Here is a 19,444-nt window from a genome sequence, read left to right as displayed (position 1 = left end):
TTTACCACTGCTTCTAATTTATCAAACGCTATTTAAACAGTTATTTTATTATGATTTTGATCAACTGTTTTTTTACCAATCCCTTTAACTCGCATTAAATCATCCACGGACTTAAAAGGACCATTTCGTTCTCTATCAGAAATAATAGTTTGTGCTCGCTTCAAACCAACGCCTTTTAATTCAAGCAATGTTTTAGTATCTGCCGTATTAATATTAACACTTGCCGTAACCTCTTTATGATTTCGAGCCAATAAACTCGCAGTTGATTGTTGTGCCAAAGAATGAACATGTGTATCAATAGATTGACTTGCCAAAGCAGGTGTTCCTAATACTGAAACTAATAAAGTAGTTAGCAAAGAAGGATAAATACCCATAAAAACTCCTTTTTATAAATTTTTTGACTAGAAGTTTTAGTTTAGAGATAAACAAAAAATGAAACAATGAATTAAATGGTAATACTTTTATGAATAGTTGAAAGATACGCTTTTACGCCCTCAGCAAGCGATTTAAAAGATCCGGCATACCCTATCGCTTTTAATTTAGAAAGATCAGCTTGCGTAAAACTTTGGTAACATCCCTGCAAGGATACTGGAAAAGGAATATAGCGAATCTCCCCCCGCCCATGAAAATCAATTACTGCCTGGGCCAGCGCATTAAAGCTTTCACTATGTCCTGTTCCTGCATTATAAATCCCGCTTTTTTTAGACTTTAAAAACCATAAATTAATGTCCACCGCATCGTCGACATAGATAAAATCACGTTGTTGTTCGCCATCGTCATAACCCTCATTTCCTTGAAATAAATTAATAATACCCGTTTCTCTTAGCTGCTGATCTGCATGTAACACGACGCTGGCCATATTTCCTTTATGGTTTTCACGCGGCCCATACACATTAAAATAACGTAAGCCTGCTATTTGGCTTTTTGCCTCTGGCAAAATATTTCGCACGTACTGATCAAATAAATATTTAGAATAGGCATAAACGTTAATTGGTTTTTCATATTGCAATTCTTCTTTAAAAATATGACCCATGCCATAAACAGAGGCACTTGAAGCATAAATAAAGGGAATCTTCCAAGATAAACAATAATGTAATAATACTTTTGAATATTCAAAGTTATTTTCCATCATGTACTTCCCATTCCATTCAGTGGTGGTAGAACAAGCACCTTGATGAAAAATAGCCTTTAACTTAGGAAAATATTTATTCTGTTTTATTTTTTCTAGAAAATTTTGCTGATCTAGATAATCTGCAACCATGCAATCATTGATGTTTTTAAACTTAATACCCTGCGTAAGATCATCCACAATAACAATAGGCATTCCCGGATAATTAACATTTAACTGCTTAACCAAATTACTACCAATAAAACCAGCGCCCCCCGTCACAATAATCATGCGCCACCTTCTTTAATTGCTGAAATAATACGGCTAGTAGAACAGCCTTCTACCATATCGATCAATTTAACTTGACCCCCATAAGCTTTTACTATTTTTGCTTCAGGAAGATCTTTAAGTTGATAATCGCCCCCTTTAGCCAAAATATCCGGCAAAATTGATTTAATGAGTCGCTCGGGCGTTGCCTCACTAAAAGGTACTACCCAATCCACTGCACTTAATCCCGCAAGTACCGCCATACGTTTTTCTAAGTTATTAACCGGACGTCCCGATCCTTTTAAGTGTGATACTGAAGCATCATCATTGACAGCAACAATCAAACGATCGCCTAAACGTTTTGCTTGCTCTAAATAAGCCACATGACCTGCATGTAAAATATCAAAACATCCACCGGTCATCACAATTTGCTCGCCGTGTGCCTTTGCATCCTCAACAATGACCTTAAGCTCCGCCTCTGACAAAACACCTCGATGGAAAGAGAATTGCTGCATTTGAGTCGCACGTCTTAATTCTGCGGGGCTAACCGTCGCTGCACCCAATTTCCCAACCACAATGCTTGCCGCGATGTTCGCCAACTGTGCTGCTTGCACTAAATCTTTTTGCGTAGCCGCATAACTTAAAGCAAAACAAGCAATGACTGTATCGCCTGCACCGGTCACATCGTAGACTTGCTTAGCAAATGCTGGTAAATATATTTCTGGTTGCTCTTTCCGAATTAAGGTCATCCCTTCTTCGCCACGCGTCACTAACAAAGCTTGAAAATCGTGACTCTTTAAAAGCTTTAAACCTTTTTGCAATAAAGCTTCTTCGCCTTTACAAGACCCTACGACCGCTTCAAACTCTAGCCGATTGGGAGTTATTGCCGTAGCGCCTCGATAGGGTTCAAAATCATTGCGCTTAGGATCAACAAAAACTGGTTTATTAGCTACACGCGCGCATTGGATTAAATCTTGCACATGCGCCAAACAGCCTTTTGCATAATCTGATAAAATAACCACATCGGCATGTACAAGCCGTTGCTCAAATAGTTTTTTTAATCGTGCGTAGTCAAGCTGATAGTTGGGCTCTTCAAAATCGATCCGTATCAACTGCTGATGCAAACTCAACACACGTAACTTTGATGCTGTTGGTAATTCAGGCATGCGACATAAATAACAATCAACGCCCGCGTCGCTTAGTTTTTTTTCTAAACTATCGCCCGCCTGATCCTCACCACAAAAACTAATTAAATCTACCTGTGCACCTAAAGCGGCCATATTTAAAGCAACATTACCCGCTCCACCAGGACGCTCTTCGATAGATTGAACATGAACAATCGGTACCGGTGCTTCTGGCGAAATTCGCGATGTTGTACCTGACCAATAACGATCCAGCATGACATCGCCGACCACTAAAGCACGAATAGAATTAAATGAAGGGACTTGAATTTTCATTAATATGTACTGTAGAGACTATTACCTAGTTTATGCGATAATGCCATAGAGTCTATTTTTGCTCCACTTTTTTGACATAAAGGTATACCCCTATGACTGAAGCCCGAAAAAAAGCCCTTAGTATCGCATTAAGTCAGATCAAGAAACAGCATGGTGAGGGTGCCGTGATGCGTTTGGGAGATTCGACTCAAGTACCTGTTGAAGCCATATCAACAGGTTCATTAGGTTTAGATATTGCTTTAGGCATTGGAGGATTACCACGCGGACGTATTATTGAAATCTATGGCCCTGAATCTTCTGGTAAAACAACACTCACTTTACAAACCATTGCAGAATGCCAAAAAAAGGGCGGGATTGCCGCATTTGTCGATGCCGAACATGCACTGGATCCTATTTACGCAGGTAAACTTGGCGTCGATCTAGAGGATCTTTTGGTTTCGCAACCTGATACCGGCGAACAAGCCTTAGAAATCGTTGATATGTTAGTCCGCTCAAATGCCGTCGATATTATTGTTGTCGATTCCGTTGCTGCACTAACGCCACGCGCTGAAATTGAAGGCGAGATGGGCGACTCGCACATGGGCTTACAAGCGCGCTTAATGTCACAAGCGTTACGTAAGTTAGCTGGAAATATTAAACGCTCCAATACACTGGTTATTTTTATTAACCAAATTCGTATGAAAATCGGTGTTATGTTTGGTAATCCAGAAACAACCACCGGCGGTAATGCACTTAAGTTCTATGCATCTGTACGTCTTGATATACGCCGTACTGGCTCAATTAAAAAAGGTGACGAAATCATCGGTAATGAAACACGGGTTAAAGTTGTTAAAAACAAAGTAGCTCCGCCCTTCAGACAAGTGGAATTTGAAATTCTCTATAACCAAGGTATCTGTAGGCTCGGAGAAATAATTGATTTAGGTACATCCAATGGATTAATCGATAAAGCGGGCGCTTGGTATAGCTTCCAAGGTGATCGAATAGGACAAGGAAAAGAAAACGTAAAACAGTTCCTTAAAGATCGTCCTGAAGTATATAAAAGCTTAGAAACTCAATTACGCGAACGTTTAATCAATAAGCCTGTACCAACGATACCGGAAACGGCTGAGGTTGAAGCAGAAATAGCTGATTAACCTGGACAATGGTGGATAATAATACCGTTTGTATTAATGAACGCATTAGAAAAGTGCACTATATACTCACAGCAATGGGATTTTTGGCAAGGCGCCGCGAAAACGAAGCCACCGGAGTGTATATATGATACATGAGGATGGCGAGTTGAGCGGGAACACCGCCAAAAATTCTAGTGCGAAGAGTATTGCATTGAACTATTTAAGTAGGCGTGAATATACGCAACTAACGTTACAAAAAAAATTATTACAAAAAGGGATTTCGGCCGAGATCATTAAAACTGTATTACAACAATTAATCCAGGAAGGGTTACTAAACGACATACGTTTTTGCGAAGCTTTTATTGCTAATCGCATCCGGCAAGGTTATGGCCCTGTCCGTATCATTGCGGAATTACGTCAACAAGGTGTTAACGAAGACACTATTATTGCTCAGCTTCAACAAAATGAATCGGTTTGGCTGGACTGCATAGCAAAGATGCTAGAAAAAAAATTTTCTTCGTCTCCTGAAAACTTAAAGGAAAAACATCGTCAAATTCACTATCTGCAATACCGTGGATTTAGACTGGATCAAATAAAAAAATGTATCGCAACCAATAAAATTTAATTAATTATTATGGCAAACCTATACTCACAGCAATGGGATTTTCGGCAAGGCGCCGCGAAAACGAAGCCACCGGAGTGTATATATGATACATGAGGATGGGGAGTTGAGCGGGAACACAGCCGAAAATTCAAATGCACAGAATATAACGGACACTTTACCCCAATTTAGCCGGCTAAATCCCGAAACGATCGTTGCAGATTTAAAAAAAATATTAAAAAAAAATCGCGAAGATTTACCTTGTCTATTGACTGAGATAACCCCACTGGATTGGAGCTTAATGGAGCAACTTGCTGATCTAAATGATTGTCTGCAACGCTTTTGGTCGCCCATTAGTCATTTACATGCAGTTAAACAAACGCCTGAATTACGCGAGGCCTATAATGAATGCCTGCCGCTGCTTAGCGCTTATAGTACGGAGCTAGGTCAAAATAAAGCGCTTTACCAAACGATCAAAACTTTGGCGAATAGTAACTATCACTTCGATTACGCACAAGAAAAGTGTCTACATAATGAATTACGCGACTTCCACTTAAGCGGCGTTGATCTTCCTGAAAAAGAACAAAAAAGATACCGCGATATTCAAGCGCAACTTTCCCAACTATCAAATCAATTTGAAGAAAATTTATTAGATGCCACAGCAAATTGGTCTAAACTGATTACTGATAAAGCTGAGTTACAAGGCCTTCCTGATTATGTGATTGCTAGCGCTGAAAAAGCCGCGAAAGACAAAGACCTTGACGGCTACTTATTTACGCTCGACTATCCTTCGTATTTCCCAGTATTAACCCATGCGGATAATCGCGCATTACGTGAAACTTTATACAAAGCTTATATTACGCGCGCCTCTGAGTTCAATGATGCTCAATATGATAATGGCCCTGTTTTATTAGATATACTTAAATTGCGTCATGAGCTCAGTCAACTGCTTGGATTTGCTAATTATGCACAAAAAAGTCTTGCTTCAAACAAAATGGCGAAAAATCCTGAAGAGGTCATCCATTTTTTAGAAGAGCTTCTTGCGACAACTCGTGCGAAAGCGAAAGCAGAACGGAAAACCTTATGTGAATTTGCTTATGTTTGCGACAAAATAGATACCTTAGAACCTTGGGATAGCTTATATTACCGAGAAAAACTGCGAGAAAAAAACTTTGGCATTAGTGAAGATGCTTTACGCTGCTACTTCCCAGTGGAAAAAGTCTTAACAGGACTTTTTGGCCTCATACATCGTTTATTTGGTATGCATGTACAAGAAATTAAAAACGTCGATGTTTGGGATCCTAGTGTACGTTTTTTCGCCATTACTGACGCACAACAACAATTGCGTGGTCAATTTTACTTAGATATCTATGCTCGACCTGAAAAACGTGAAGGGGCTTGGATGGATGACTATCAATCGCGCCGCCGGCTAAGCGATGGAAAAATTCAAACACCCATTGCTTTTTTAACCTGTAATTTTTCACCACCCATTGATTCTACACAGACTGCCTTATTAACTCATGAAGAAGTATTAACCTTATTCCATGAGTTTGGGCATGGTTTACAACACATGCTCACACTAATTGATTATGAAGGGGTTTCTGGCATTAATGGCGTCGCATGGGATGCAGTGGAATTACCGAGTCAATTTTTAGAATATTTTGCCTGGGAAAAACCTGTTTTAGATTTGATTAGTAGTCATTATAAAACCAGTGAACCACTCTCTGATAATTTAATTCAACAAATGCGTGCTGCTAGAAATTTTCAAGCAGGATTACAATTGCTGCGCCAGTTAGAACTGGCTTTATTTGATTTTCGTTTACATGCTGAGTTTGAACCTGAAAAAGGATATCCGCAAATTCAAATATTACTGGATGGGATACGCCAACAAATTGATGCCTTTCCCGTCATTCCTTTTAATCGATTTCAACATGGCTTTTCACATATTTTTGCGGGTGGTTACGCAGCCGGCTATTATAGTTATTTATGGGCAGAAGTTTTATCTTGCGATGCATTTTATAAATTCTTAGAAGATGGTATCTTTAATCAAGCAACAGGACAAGCGTTTTTAGAAACAATTTTAGAGCAGGGCGGTGCAATCGATGCCGTAGAATTATTTAAAAAATTCCGTGGGCGTGCACCGAAAATTCAGCCTTTCCTGGAAAGTTTAGATATTAAATAACCCCTTATCAAAAATAAAAACTAATGGGCTATTATCTTAAGGGTCATAGGGATGTTTTATGAAAAAATATGAGACAATAAAAATACAGCTTCACAATAAAAAAAGATGTTTTAATACACAAAAAAATGTATTAAAAAAAATGAAAGCCTTATTGAACGAAACCAAAATAATTGTTAACGAAAGTAAAAATAAATTAGATTCTATCGTTTTACAAGAAAAGGAGCTTGCACAAAACGATCCTACCCATAAACTACAAACTGTAGTTCAACAAAGAATCCAATATAAAAATCAGTTAAAGCAAGATCAATCTATGCTAAATAGACATCAATTTTTTATACTCGATACTAAGTGTAATATTGCTAAGATTGAAAATGAAATCACTCAATTGAAAAACTCACTTAAGGAATTAAGGCATAATTTGTAGTGTTTATGGACACTTTAGAAGGAATTTACTCCTTCATACAGAAAAAAATTTCAAATTGTATTTTCAATAAAGCATTAAGCTGTAATTTCTAATCGTCTAGACAAACCCGAGCTAAGCTTATTTTCTGGATCCCACTGCTGCTTCACGGCTAGCCACTCTGAATAACGGGGATACATTTTACGAAACGCCTCGGGGTTTAAGCGTGCATCTTTCGCTAAATAAACACGTCCGCCAGCCTCAATAACCATTGCATCTAGTTTATCCAAACAATCAAATAAACCTTGATTCAGAATGGGAAGATCTAATGCTAAGGTAAAACCTGGCATAGCGAAAGATAAAGGCGCTGCGTTTTCTTTACCAAAACGTTTTAAAACCGCTAAATAAACAGGGTGCTTTTCTGCATGTAAGGTTTCTAATATTTGTTTAGTCACGGTATAAGCTGATTCTGTAGGAATAACACACTGATATTGTAGAAATCCACGCTTACCGTACAGTCGTGGCCAATGCACAATCTTATCCAGCGGATAAAAATAATCGCTATAAGACATTAAAATAGGCGATTCTTTTTTAGCTAATTGCTGATAATAATACTTATTAAAGGCTTTTATCAGTGTTGGATGAAGCAATCCATTCGGTAAATAAAAAGGAAGTTTATACGTTTTGCGAGGGGGTGCAATAAAAGGCGCATGCTGTTGTTGCGATGGCAATTCAGCTAAATTGGCATGCCTAGCTCGCATAATGATGCTACGGCCTAACGGCAAATTTAAGCCGTCTAACCACGCCACCTCATATTCATCGGATGAACTTTCTTGAGAAAGAGCGTCAAATGTTTCTTGTAAGTTATTTGTCTGTTTATGTTGCACCAGTAAATAGGCACTTTCTATAGGCTTAAGTTTTAGTGTCACGGTACCAATAATACCGGTTAACCCCATACCACCTATCGTTGCCCAAAATAACTCAGAATGAATCTCGGGTGAACATTGCACCTGCTCGCCTTGTGCTGTTATCAACGTGAAAGACACTACATGTTGTCCAATAGAACCCACGCGCTGATGATTTTTTCCATGCACATCGGCTGCAACACAACCGCCTAATGTCACATAACTTGTCCCGGGTGTCACCGGCAAAAACCAGCCACGTGGAACAATAAGATCGAGTATTTTCCTTAGGCTGACACCGGCTTCAACACAAAGGACGCCTTGTTGTTCATCAAACTCAAGAAAACGATCTAAGCGCTCGGTTAAAATAACGTGACCATCTTTATTTAAAGCTGCATCACCATAACTACCCCCCAGACCACGTGCAATACCACCCGAAGTACAAGTTTCTAATTCAGAATAACTTTCTGGACGTGATAAGCGCTGAGGGCGTTGATGTGGATAGTGATTAAAACTCGTTTGATATTTATTATAATGGTTCATAAAATGGGCTCTATGCCTCAACTTCGACTGACGCCAATGTTTTTAGGCTTAAACTAGCCAATGCCTGGCCCAAATAATCTCTGATTGTCTTAGCATTGTCCATCTTTAAAACTTGCGCTAACAAGACTTTAGCCTGCCTGAAACTAATATGACGAATAACGGATTTTATTCGGGGAATCGAAAAAGAGTTCATACTCAACGCATCAAATCCCATCGCGAGTAATAATGGGATAGCTAACGGGTCACTGGCCATTTCTCCACAAATACTCACTGGTTTTTGTGCTTGGTGAGCCGCTTCTACCACCTGAACCAATGCTTGCAGAACCGATGGCTGAAAAGGATCGTAGAGATTCGCCACTCGTGGATTATTACGATCCACGGCTAACATATACTGGGTTAAATCATTGCTACCCACTGATAAAAACTCAACTCGCTCAGCCAATGCATGCGCCTGATAAATTGCTGAGGGTACTTCTATCATAATCCCAATGGGTGGTTTGCACGCATTGGGATCTTCGCTCAATTCTTTTTCATAGGCTTGATTAATTAAACGTAAGGCATGATCGGCCTCTGCAACACAGCTAATCATGGGTAACATAATACGCAGATTATTAAGACCTCGATTCGCACGTAACATGGCTCGAATTTGTATTAAGAAAATTTCTGGGTGATCAAGCGTTACCCGTATTCCACGCCAACCTAAAAAAGGATTATCTTCTTTAATAGGAAAATAAGGCAATGCCTTATCGCCGCCTATATCGAGGGTTCGCATGACCACAGGCCGAGGAGAAAATGCCGTTAATAATTGACGGTATAACCCATATTGCTCATCCTCGGCAGGAAAACAATCACGGATTAAAAAAGGCATTTCTGTACGGTATAAGCCGATCCCTTCTGCACCGGCCGTCAAAGAAAGATTAGCATCCGCCATCAATCCGGTATTGACCCAAAGTGAAATGCTATAACCATCTAACGTTTCAGCAGGAAGATCGCGCAAGGGCTCCAAACTATCAGAAAACTCACGCTGCTGCTCAATTAACGCAATAAAACTTTGCTTCACTGGTGCTGAAGGTGCCACGATAAGCTTTCCTTGAGCACCATCGACAATCAAGGTTTGTGCCTCTAACTGGTTAACGGGTAAATTCTCTACCCCGGTGATAGCTGGAATTCCTAAGGAACGTGCAAGTATCGATAAATGTGAATGGCTAGAGCCTTTTACAGATACAATACCCACTAATCGACCTTCAGGGACCTCCGCTAAGGCAGAAGGAGAAACTTCTTCTCCGACTAAAATAGTTTTTTCAGGATAAAGAATCGGGGTAAGCTGCCCATGTTGTAAGTGCATTAAGATTCGACGACCCAGATCACGCAAGTCAGCCGCTCTTTCACGTAAATAATCATCATCAACTCTCTCAAATTGAAGAACATGAGACGCTATCACTATTTGCAAAGCTGCTTGAGCCCATTGCTGGGTTTCTTGAATCACTTTAATGACTTCTTTTTCCAAGCTCGCTTTATCTAAAATCATCAGGTAAACATCAAATAACGCTTGTTCTTCCTCGGGCAAAACAGACAGCATATGTTTTTTTAAACGCTGTATATCATTTCGTGCTGATTTAAAAGCTTTTTTTAATTGAGATACTTCAGCTGAGATGTTCTTTACTTTTTTATGCGGAACCGCTTCCAAATCAGCAAATGGATAAGCAACCACGGCTTGGCCAACTGAAATACCAGGTGCACTAGCAATACCCTGAAAAATAATATCTGCTTGAACTTGTTCTTTATTTTCCTTAAAGGAAATTTCTCCCGTCGCTTCTGCATGGGCTAATACGCCACCTAGTTGCGCTGCCATGGTCACTAAAAAAGCTTCTTCGGTTTCATCGAAACAACGCTGCTCTTCTTGCTGTACGACGAGCACACCCAACAAAGCTCGATTATGAACAATAGGCACTCCTAAGAATGCCTTATAACGTTCTTCCCCTAGGCCTTGGACATAAAAAAAATCACTGTGCTCAGGGGCATTATCGATATTGATTAACTCCCTCGTTCTACCAATTAACCCGACCAATCCTTGATCAAACGTCAAACGAACTTTCCCGACAGAACTAGGATTCAAACCATCGGTTGCTAACAAAACATAGATCTTTTTATCATCCAATAAAAAAACAGTACAGGATTGCGTATGCAACGCCTCCCGAACTCGACTCACTAATATTTGTAAGGCTTGTTCAAAACGCTGTGCGCTACTAACTTCCTGAACAATACGACGAAGTACCTTCAACATAGGCAAACACCTGACAAATTATGATTTGAACCTAAAAGAGAGGGGTTATAACAGGAATAGCGCTATTCTTCGAGTGCTATACGCTTCGCACTTGAGTCCTCGGCGATGCCTGCCGAGAATCTCATTGCTGCAAGATATTTTTCCTATTAAAAATCTAACCTAAATAGCTTGTTTACGTTTATTCGACTTTTTCTACCAACGTTGAACTATCCACTAATTTATTCATCCTTTTTAGCTGTACACTACCTACAGGCAGTAAGCTTGATAGCTCTTCTAATGCTCGGCGATAAACATGGCGTTTAAAAGTTATAACTTGTCTTATAGGGTACCAATAGGGAGCCCATCGCCAACGATCAAACTCGGGCGAACGTGTAACATCAAAGCGAATTTTTTCAGGATCGCCTGTTAAACATAACAAAAACCATTTTTGCTTCTGTCCAATACATAAAGGTTGAACATGCGAACGTCGCAAATGGGGTGGTAACCAGTAATATAACCAATTTTTAGTGCCGCCGAGTAATTTCACATCAGAATCTTCAAGTCCTAGCTCTTCATAAAGCTCTCTAAACAATGCTTGTTCAGGTGTTTCATCACATTGCATTCCGCCTTGAGGAAACTGCCAAGCATGTTGGCCAATGCGGCGCGCCCAGAGGACCTGACCACAATCATTAGCAACAATAATCCCCACACCTATACGGAAGCCTTCTGAATCAATCACACTGCTCTCTCCACCTAAATTATGGCTTACATTGTTTCACAAAAATAATAGGGGGTAAACCGCGATAAAATTCATTTTACATTCTTTTATTGGTTTGTGTTTATAAATCGACGAGCGGGTAAGAGACAAAAAGAAGATAGGCAATAAAAACTTAAGGGGATTAAGAAGCAAGCGCCTTAATTTATCGTATAGAATCATAACCCTTAATGACACCGCCCTTAGAAAACACAACCTGCCAAAGCTGAATGTCACGTGCTCTAAAAGCACCTGCACAAGCCAACAAATAGTACTTCCACAACCGATAAAAGGATGCATCATAATATTTTTGTAAAGAATCCCAGTTTTCTGAAAAATTAGCATACCAGGCCATTAAGGTCTGATCATAATAAGCGCCAAAATTATGCCAATCCTCCATCACAAAAAGTCCTTCACTAGCTTTACCAATTTGTTGAATCGAAGGTAAAACCCCATTAGGGAAGATATACTTATGAATCCATGGATTAGGGAAATACTGCGATGTATTACTCCCAATCGTATGTAGTAAAAATAACCCCTCTTTTTTTAAACAACGATGAATAAGTTGCATATAATTAAGATAATTTTTAGGTCCCACATGTTCAAACATACCAATAGAACAAACACGATCAAAAGAACCCTGAATAGATCGATAGTCCACTAAGCGAATTTCTACAGAAAGCCCGCTACAAAAATCTTTAGCATATTGGTATTGTTCCTTTGATACGGTAATGCCTAATACAGAAACATGATAATTTTCTGCTGCATATCGACAAAAACTACCCCACCCACAGCCAATATCTAAAACCTGCATTCCTGGTCTTAATTGTAATTTTTCACACGTCAAAGCAAGTTTAGCTTGTTGCGCCTCATCTAAATTGCCAGCCTCTTTCCAATAGCCACAACTATATGTTAGGTATTTATCTAACATCGTTTGGTATAATACGTTCCCTTTATCGTAATGCCGTATACCCACTTCAAAAGCGCGTGACTTAGCTTGTAAATTCCAGCTACGCATAAAAATTGCTAGCAGCTTGGTTTTTAAAATATAAGGCAAAAAGCATGTATTTTTTTTTATTCCCTCTTCCACGCCTGCTCTTAAAAGGTAATAAAAAAACTGATCTAACTGTTCGCAATCCCACCATTTAGCAACGTAGGTCTCACCTAAGCCTAGAATGGGATCTTTTAAAATACGGCTATAAAATGCTTCATTATAGACCTGAATATCCGATGGATTTTTACCATTGATTGTTATTCCAGCCTCAAGTAACAATTCTTGAACACATTTTTTAGCTCGCTGCAAATCCATTAAAACAACCTACTATAAAAAAATGCCTAAAAAAGCTTCAGTACTCTTACAACAAATAACAAGTTACGTTATAGTTCACTTTAATGTAATTATTATGACTGTACTTAATATCTAACTATGCCTACAAACGTCTTGATAAAAAATCTACTTTCCAATTCGCTTTATGAGCATCCTGTCTCTCAGACCCGACTCATCGAAACGCATGTTTCTTGGGTTATTTTGACAGGCAAATATGCTTATAAAATAAAAAAAACCGTTGATTTTGGATTTTTAGATTTCTCTACATTAGAAAAACGAAAACATTTCTGTGAAGAAGAACTACGATTAGGTCAACAATTTGCTTCAGAAATTTACCTGAATGTTGTACCCATTACAGGAACCCTGGATCATCCACAGATTAATGGCACAGGCCCTATTTTAGAATATGCCATCAAGATGCTAGAATTTCCACAAGAAAACCTATTAAGTACATTATTAAAACAAGGCGGCTTGACAGAAAACATCATTGACCAACTCAGCAAGTTAATAGCCGAATTTCATCAAAAAACGCCTATTGCTGCAAAAGAATCCCGCTTTGGGCAACCCGAAGAGGTTCATGCACCCAGCAAGCAAAATTTCGAACAAATAGCGCCTTTATTAACCAATCCTACCGATATTAATCAATTAAAACGCTTAGAAATATGGTCTGAACAACAGTTTAAGCAACTGCAACCTTCATTACAGTCAAGAAAAGACCACGGCTTTATTCGTGACTGTCATGGCGATCTCCACTTGGCAAATATTATTTTTTATAAAAACAAACCGATTCTTTTTGATCGTTTAGAATTCAATGAGGATTTAAGATGGACCGATGTCATTGCGGATCTGGCGTTCTTAATGATGGATTTAACAGAAAAAAAACAACCCGGTTTTGCAAATCAACTACTTAATACTTACCTACATTATACAGGAGATTACGAAGGACTTGCCTTATTGCCTTATTATCTTACTTACCGTGCAGTAGTACGGGCTAAAATCGCTTTATTTCGTTTAAAGCAAGAAAAATTGGGTGATGAAGAGAAAAAAGAAATACAAAACGATTATTATAATTTTATTAACCTCGCAGAATCGTATACACAACCAGTAAAACCTTCTCTCATTATCACACATGGATTTGCTGGCTCTGGAAAAACAACCGTTGCAAAAGAATGTGTTACACATTGTGGCGCCATTCAAATAAACTCCGACATTATACGAAAAAATCTATTTGATATACCCTTACATGGCCACTCTAACTCTGGTTTAAATAGCGGCATTTATACGGCTGAAGCAACAAAAGAAACCTATAAAAAACTTAGCGATTTAACAGAAATAATTATTAAAGCCGGTTTCACAACACTCGTTGACGCGACTTTTCTGCAGCATTCGCAACGAACTTGCTTTTACTCTTTGGCAAAAAAAATGCAAATACCTTTTTATATATTACATTGCCAAGTCAATAACACTGAGATAGAACAACGAATTAAGCGTCGTTTAAACAATCCCAACAGCGATTCTGAAGCAGATTTGACTATTTTAATAGAACAGAAAAAAAATAATGAACCTCTAACCAGTTTAGAAAAAGAACATACACTCCTAATTAAAGATAAACAAATTTTATCAAAAAATATTTTAGATAAAATTTGTCCGCGCGTTCATTTTGATGCACTATCGTAAATAAATTTAAAGAGGAATATTTTATGCTCGATATGAATTTTATAAATGATATAGCAAAGCAATTTAGTGACAAGCTTCCCCCTGGCGCAAAAAAATTCAAACATGATCTCGATAAAAATTTTCGTGCTGTCGTGCAAAGTATGCTGGCGAAACTCGACTTAGTCACCCGCGAAGAATTTAATGTCCAAAAAAACGTTTTAGCAAAAACTCGTGCTAAAATAAATGCATTAGCAAAACAATTAGAACAGTTAGAAGAACATACTCCAAAAGCAAAGCTAAATAAAAAGAATAAATAGTACCCTTTTCGAAGCCTTGGCTTACAACGACAAAAATCCTATTTGTCAAAAATAATAGTAAAAAGGAATTGCACTATGTCATTAGCTATCGTGCAAACACGTGCAAGCACTGGAATTAAAGCCCCGGCTGTTAACGTTGAAACCCATATTTCCAATGGCTTACCTAGTTTATCTATTGTTGGCCTAGCTGAAAAAGAAGTAAAAGAGAGTCGGGAGCGGGTACGCAGTGCAATTTTAAACTCCCGATTTGAATTTCCAATTCGACGGATTACCATCAATCTTGCTCCTGCCGATCTCCCCAAACAAGGTGGACGCTTTGATTTAGCCATTGCATTAGGAATTCTAGCGGCTTCTAAACAAATTCCAAACGACTCACTGGGAAGTTATGAATTTATTGGTGAATTAGGTTTATCTGGTGAATTACGTCCTGTTTCAGCTATATTACCTTTTGCACTCGAAGCCTATAAAGCAAATCACAAAATTATATTGCCCGCCGATAATGCATTAGAGGCTAGCTTAAGCCAACATACCATGATATTGCCGGCAAAAAATATCTTACAAATCTGTTCACATCTTCATGCTAAAGAGTTTTTATCACCTTATAAACGTGAATTTGAAACTGCTAACACTAGCGCCATTCAAGCAGATTTAGCAGATGTTTTTGGACAGCTACATGCAAAACGCGCACTTGAAATCGCTGCTAGCGGCAAACATAGTTTATTGCTGATAGGCCCACCGGGAACTGGAAAAACCATGTTAGCAACTCGCTTAATGAGTTTGTTACCTCCATTAAGCGATGAAGAAGCCTTGGAAATAGCAACCGTTCGATCTATTTCCGAAAAAGGATTTAAACTTCGTGATTGGAAATCAGCCGCTTTCCGTTCACCCCATCATACTGCTTCTAGTATTGCACTCGTTGGTGGCGGCAGCCCACCTAGGCCAGGTGAAATTTCCTTAGCGCACCAAGGCGTTTTATTTCTCGATGAATTACCCGAATTTAATAAACAAGTTTTGGAGTCTTTACGCGAGCCATTAGAGTCAGGGACTATTACTATCTCACGTGCCGCTCGTCAGGCCGAATTCCCAGCTAACTTTCAACTCATTGCTGCAATGAATCCTTGTCCTTGTGGATACTTAGGAAGCATAACAAATCGTTGTGAGTGCTCTACAACACAGATTCAACGCTACCACAGAAAACTATCTGGACCCTTTTTGGATCGTATCGATATGCAAGTGAGAGTCGATCTAATCGATAAAAATCATTTCTTAAAAAAATTACCCTCCGAAACCAGTGCTACAGTTAGGGCTCGTGTACAAAAAGCACGCAAAAAACAATATTATGATCGAGGGATATTAAATAATAATTTGTCGGGTAAAGCCTTAGAAAAAGCTTGTAAACTTTCTAAAAAAGATCAAGCAATACTAGAAAAGGCCTTTGCTGAATTTCAACTTTCAGCACGTGCCTATCACCGTATTTTACGTATTGCCAGAACTATTGCTGATTTAACAGGCTGTGAACAAATACAAAATCCTCACCTTATGGAGGCATTAAGCTATAGGAGATCACTATTTCATTCCAAATAATAAAAAATAGCTAATCTTTCCTAAAAATACCTTTAGAAGAAACGTTCTATTTCTCTTTTAAAATAAAAAAACACTATTTTCATCAAATAATTTTTTAGTTAATTTATAGTGTAAATTATTACTTTTAAATTTAAGTTACAGACGGCAAGGGCAAATCCAAGCCTAGATAATAATAATAAAAACTATATAATAAGGTCGTTTATCTATGGAATTATTTAATATGGATCATTATGCTATCTATACGGCAGATGACTGGAATAACTAATTTCAAGAACATGAACAAAAAACTGCCTTAACTGACTTAGAATCTGGAAAAATTCTTTACTGCCCACAGCTCAGCTTTAAATTACACCCGGAAGAACAACCGCTATTCATTCCTTACTGTACAGGAAAGAAAACTAAAAATATTAGCTTTAACCCAAATACAGACACATTGCGCGGCATACGAACCAATCAAAAACACCAGTTACAGTTAAAAGTTATGCTAATGCGTTTTTCACAACACGCAACCTGCTTCATAAAGGCACTCCTTCCTCATTATGCCACCACGTTAAATATAGGCCGTACCAGCTATCGCCCAGTGCAGATAAAAAACCGCAAAACTTCTCCACGTAAGGATGATAGTCGCCTACATGTTGATGCCTTTCCAGCCAGCCCTAATCAAGGAAAACGCATCTTACGACTCTTTTGCAATATCAATCCATATGGAGAACACCGCGTCTGGCGGATCGGCGAACCTTTTTCTTCTGTTGCACAACAGTTTCTACCAAAAATTTCAAAACCACTACCTGGCAGCGCTAAATTTTTATATTGGGCGGGTATCACTAAAAGCATTCGTAGTTATTATGACCATATCATGTTACAAATCCATGACCGCATGAAGCTCGACATCGACTACCAAAAGCGGGTAGAGTACACAGAATTGCGTTTTCCACCTGGTAGCAGCTGGATTGTTTCTACCGACCAAGTTTCACACGCTGCCATATCAGGTCAATATATACTTGAACAAACCTTTTACCTACCGGTTACTGCGATGAAAAATCCTGAAACAGCACCGCTGCATATTCTCGAAAACCTAATTGGACATCGTCTAATTTAACGTATTTACTTCCTAAAATATGTCGTTGCTTAAATCTACATTAAATTTATTTTCAGATGGTAAATTCCACTCCGAAAAAGAAATCAGCCATTTTTTAGGTCTACCTCGCTGCATTATTCCTGATACCTTGCAGCAACTTTTAGAGCCTAGTATTCATTTCGAAAAAATTGAAGATAAAGGCTATCGTATTCCTGGGGGATTAGAATTACTCAATGAAAAATTAATTTTCAATGAACTTGGCCATGCCAATTCATTACTTAAACATTTAGAAATTTTAAACGAGATCAATTCTACCAATACCTATCTCCTAGAAAAAAAAGCGACTTCAAAAACAATGGCTGTTTTTGCGGAACAGCAAACGGCGGGACGAGGTCAATTTAATCGATCTTGGTTATCACCCGGCTTTGGAAAGAATATCGCTTTATCTATCCTATATCAGCTACCCAATAAACCAGATCAATTAAAAGGTTTGAGTTTAGTCATAGGTATTGCCATTGTGCATGCCTTGCAAGAATATGGCTTAAAAGAAATCAAACTTAAATGGCCGAATGATATTGTCCACCATACCAAAAAATTAGCCGGGGTTTTAATTGAAATAAAAAATTCGTCAAAACCTGGATTCTCTTCTATTGTAATCGGTATTGGGCTTAATCTTTATAATCCCACTACGAGCCCCGAGGCCATTAAGCAAACCATTACGGATATCCATTCCATTCAAAAACTAGCCCCTCAGCGAAATCGACTTGCCGGGCTGCTACTGAAAAACTGTTTGATTACACTTTCTGAGTTTCAAATTAAAGGCTTCTCTGCCTTTATAGAATCGTGGCATCAGCTCGACAGCCTAAAAGATAAACCGATTCGAATAGAAACCGCAAAAGAGTTACAAGAAGGAATCGCTCGGGGCGTTAATTCTCAAGGCCAGCTTTGTATTGATATTGATGGAGAAGTACATTGTTTTAGCAGTGGTGAAGTTCGTATACTACATAATTATTGCCCTGAAAATTGCTAATTACGCTCAAATTGACTACAATTCGGGGTCTTTCAGGTTCATGCCGAAATAGCTCAGCTGGTAGAGCAACTGATTTGTAATCAGTAGGTCCCGGGTTCGACTCCTGGTTTCGGCACCAATGAAATACCTTTAAAATCAACAAGTTATCTAAAAATCGCTTCCTCTTTAATTTATAAAAAATTCTTTGGGGTTCCTCTGGGGGTTCCTGCGAGATACTTGCTAGCGTATATTATTTAAAGCAAGGAAGAAGGTTAATTCTTTTTTGTAGTCACTTTCTTTCTACACTCATTAGGCATTGGATATTTCGTCAACATTGTTTTAAAAAATATTTGTGGAGTATAAGCGCCAGGCATATCCAGGGAAACTTGATTCAAGTTTAAAAAACTAATAACTGAACTTAATAATTCATCAGAAGATAAATTCTTTAGGGTAGTATTGTAATAACAACCTAAAGCGTCTTCACCAATCACCCCCCTTAATGAGAACAAAAACCAATCAAGAGAAGCCTCTGTATAAGTTGCACAAGCAAATAGACCTCCAACAATTTCTGGACTAGCCGTATTTATTTCTTCAGAATTACGTATTAATGAAGAGGAGTCACGGCACTTAGTATAGAAATAACGGGGCGACGAAAAATTCCCCGGAGAAACAAAAGATTCATTTTTTGGCAAGGTTTCAGCATTTAAAGCTAGCGACCCACCTAAAAGCACTAATAGGAACATTAATTTTATTATTATTTTAAAAAACATTTTTACTCTTCTTCTTTGCTGCTATTATTAAAGGATATGATACATTAAAAATCCTTAAAAAATTTCAATACCATCATATTGAAACTACATAATAAAAATTTTTCATTTTTTTCA

At 38.4% G+C, this 19,444-nt stretch carries 16 protein-coding genes, 1 tRNA gene and 1 pseudogene; 10 read left to right on the top strand and 8 right to left on the bottom strand.

Going from position 1 to position 19,444, the window contains the following annotated elements; all coding sequences use genetic code 11:
- Nucleotides 1-32 precede the first annotated feature (32 nt).
- From DMP02_RS00155 to hldE, 3 genes are all read right to left on the bottom strand, one after another.
- Nucleotides 33-374: a ComEA family DNA-binding protein gene (locus DMP02_RS00155; protein WP_126322105.1), complete on the bottom strand. Its 342-nt coding sequence runs from the start codon at nucleotides 372-374 to the stop codon at nucleotides 33-35.
- 71 nt (nucleotides 375-445) lie between these two features.
- Nucleotides 446-1,399, bottom strand: coding sequence for an ADP-glyceromanno-heptose 6-epimerase (gene rfaD, locus DMP02_RS00150; protein WP_126322104.1), 954 nt, complete (start codon nucleotides 1,397-1,399; stop codon nucleotides 446-448).
- Complete coding sequence (hldE, locus tag DMP02_RS00145; RefSeq protein WP_126322103.1) at nucleotides 1,396-2,832, bottom strand: bifunctional D-glycero-beta-D-manno-heptose-7-phosphate kinase/D-glycero-beta-D-manno-heptose 1-phosphate adenylyltransferase HldE; 1,437 nt, start codon at nucleotides 2,830-2,832, stop codon at nucleotides 1,396-1,398. The genes rfaD and hldE overlap by 4 nt, the downstream gene beginning before the upstream one ends.
- A gap of 92 nt (nucleotides 2,833-2,924) precedes the next feature.
- Between hldE and recA the strand changes: the two genes are divergently transcribed.
- The 4 genes from recA to DMP02_RS00125 all read left to right on the top strand — a co-directional run bounded on the left by recA (nucleotide 2,925) and on the right by DMP02_RS00125 (nucleotide 7,151).
- Complete coding sequence (gene recA / locus DMP02_RS00140) at nucleotides 2,925-3,965, top strand: recombinase RecA (protein WP_126322102.1); 1,041 nt, start codon at nucleotides 2,925-2,927, stop codon at nucleotides 3,963-3,965.
- 124 nt (nucleotides 3,966-4,089) lie between these two features.
- The gene (locus DMP02_RS00135; protein ID WP_126322101.1) at nucleotides 4,090-4,569 is read left to right on the top strand and encodes a regulatory protein RecX; all 480 of its coding nucleotides are present in this window, start codon (nucleotides 4,090-4,092) and stop codon (nucleotides 4,567-4,569) included.
- A gap of 82 nt (nucleotides 4,570-4,651) precedes the next feature.
- Entirely contained in the window at nucleotides 4,652-6,727 is a 2,076-nt protein-coding gene (locus DMP02_RS00130; protein WP_172593940.1) for a M3 family metallopeptidase, read from the top strand.
- Nucleotides 6,728-6,785: 58 nt separating this feature from the next.
- On the top strand, nucleotides 6,786-7,151 hold the full coding sequence (locus DMP02_RS00125; RefSeq protein WP_126322100.1) for a hypothetical protein: 366 nt from the start codon (nucleotides 6,786-6,788) through the stop codon (nucleotides 7,149-7,151).
- 74 nt (nucleotides 7,152-7,225) lie between these two features.
- Here DMP02_RS00125 and DMP02_RS00120 read toward each other — a convergent pair whose 3' ends face one another.
- From DMP02_RS00120 to cfa, 4 genes are all read right to left on the bottom strand, one after another.
- Nucleotides 7,226-8,572, bottom strand: coding sequence for an FAD-binding oxidoreductase (locus DMP02_RS00120; protein WP_126322099.1), 1,347 nt, complete (start codon nucleotides 8,570-8,572; stop codon nucleotides 7,226-7,228).
- A gap of 10 nt (nucleotides 8,573-8,582) precedes the next feature.
- Nucleotides 8,583-10,856 (bottom strand): phosphoenolpyruvate--protein phosphotransferase, encoded by a 2,274-nt coding sequence (ptsP, locus tag DMP02_RS00115; protein ID WP_126322098.1) that lies wholly within the window; start codon nucleotides 10,854-10,856, stop codon nucleotides 8,583-8,585.
- 178 nt (nucleotides 10,857-11,034) lie between these two features.
- The gene (locus DMP02_RS00110) at nucleotides 11,035-11,574 is read right to left on the bottom strand and encodes an RNA pyrophosphohydrolase (RefSeq protein ID WP_126322097.1); all 540 of its coding nucleotides are present in this window, start codon (nucleotides 11,572-11,574) and stop codon (nucleotides 11,035-11,037) included.
- Between the two features lie 181 nt (nucleotides 11,575-11,755).
- The gene (gene cfa, locus DMP02_RS00105) at nucleotides 11,756-12,898 is read right to left on the bottom strand and encodes a cyclopropane fatty acyl phospholipid synthase (protein ID WP_126322096.1); all 1,143 of its coding nucleotides are present in this window, start codon (nucleotides 12,896-12,898) and stop codon (nucleotides 11,756-11,758) included.
- A 117-nt stretch (nucleotides 12,899-13,015) separates the two neighbouring features.
- Between cfa and DMP02_RS00100 the strand changes: the two genes are divergently transcribed.
- The 6 genes and pseudogenes from DMP02_RS00100 (at nucleotide 13,016) to DMP02_RS00075 (ending at nucleotide 18,699) form a co-directional block, all read left to right on the top strand.
- Nucleotides 13,016-14,593, top strand: a complete 1,578-nt coding sequence (locus tag DMP02_RS00100; protein ID WP_126322095.1) for a bifunctional aminoglycoside phosphotransferase/ATP-binding protein — start codon at nucleotides 13,016-13,018, stop codon at nucleotides 14,591-14,593.
- A 23-nt stretch (nucleotides 14,594-14,616) separates the two neighbouring features.
- Nucleotides 14,617-14,889 (top strand): ubiquinone biosynthesis accessory factor UbiK, encoded by a 273-nt coding sequence (gene ubiK / locus DMP02_RS00095; protein ID WP_126322094.1) that lies wholly within the window; start codon nucleotides 14,617-14,619, stop codon nucleotides 14,887-14,889.
- Nucleotides 14,890-14,964: 75 nt separating this feature from the next.
- Nucleotides 14,965-16,473, top strand: a complete 1,509-nt coding sequence (locus DMP02_RS00090) for a YifB family Mg chelatase-like AAA ATPase (RefSeq protein WP_126322093.1) — start codon at nucleotides 14,965-14,967, stop codon at nucleotides 16,471-16,473.
- Between the two features lie 283 nt (nucleotides 16,474-16,756).
- Nucleotides 16,757-17,572 (top strand): annotated as a pseudogene (locus tag DMP02_RS00085) (Kdo hydroxylase family protein); the annotation flags it as partial.
- 19 nt (nucleotides 17,573-17,591) lie between these two features.
- Nucleotides 17,592-18,581: a biotin--[acetyl-CoA-carboxylase] ligase gene (locus tag DMP02_RS00080; RefSeq protein WP_126322091.1), complete on the top strand. Its 990-nt coding sequence runs from the start codon at nucleotides 17,592-17,594 to the stop codon at nucleotides 18,579-18,581.
- A 42-nt stretch (nucleotides 18,582-18,623) separates the two neighbouring features.
- Nucleotides 18,624-18,699, top strand: a tRNA-Thr gene (locus DMP02_RS00075).
- A 133-nt stretch (nucleotides 18,700-18,832) separates the two neighbouring features.
- Here DMP02_RS00075 and DMP02_RS00070 read toward each other — a convergent pair.
- Entirely contained in the window at nucleotides 18,833-19,330 is a 498-nt protein-coding gene (locus DMP02_RS00070; protein WP_126322090.1) for a hypothetical protein, read from the bottom strand.
- Nucleotides 19,331-19,444: the final 114 nt, after the last annotated feature.

The sequence above is a fragment of the Candidatus Rickettsiella viridis genome (genome assembly GCF_003966755.1).
In the GTDB taxonomy this organism is placed as follows: Bacteria; Pseudomonadota; Gammaproteobacteria; order Diplorickettsiales; family Diplorickettsiaceae; genus Rickettsiella_B; species Rickettsiella_B viridis.
Note: the sequence above shows the minus strand (reverse complement) of the source record. Positions and strands in the feature narration are given on the sequence as shown.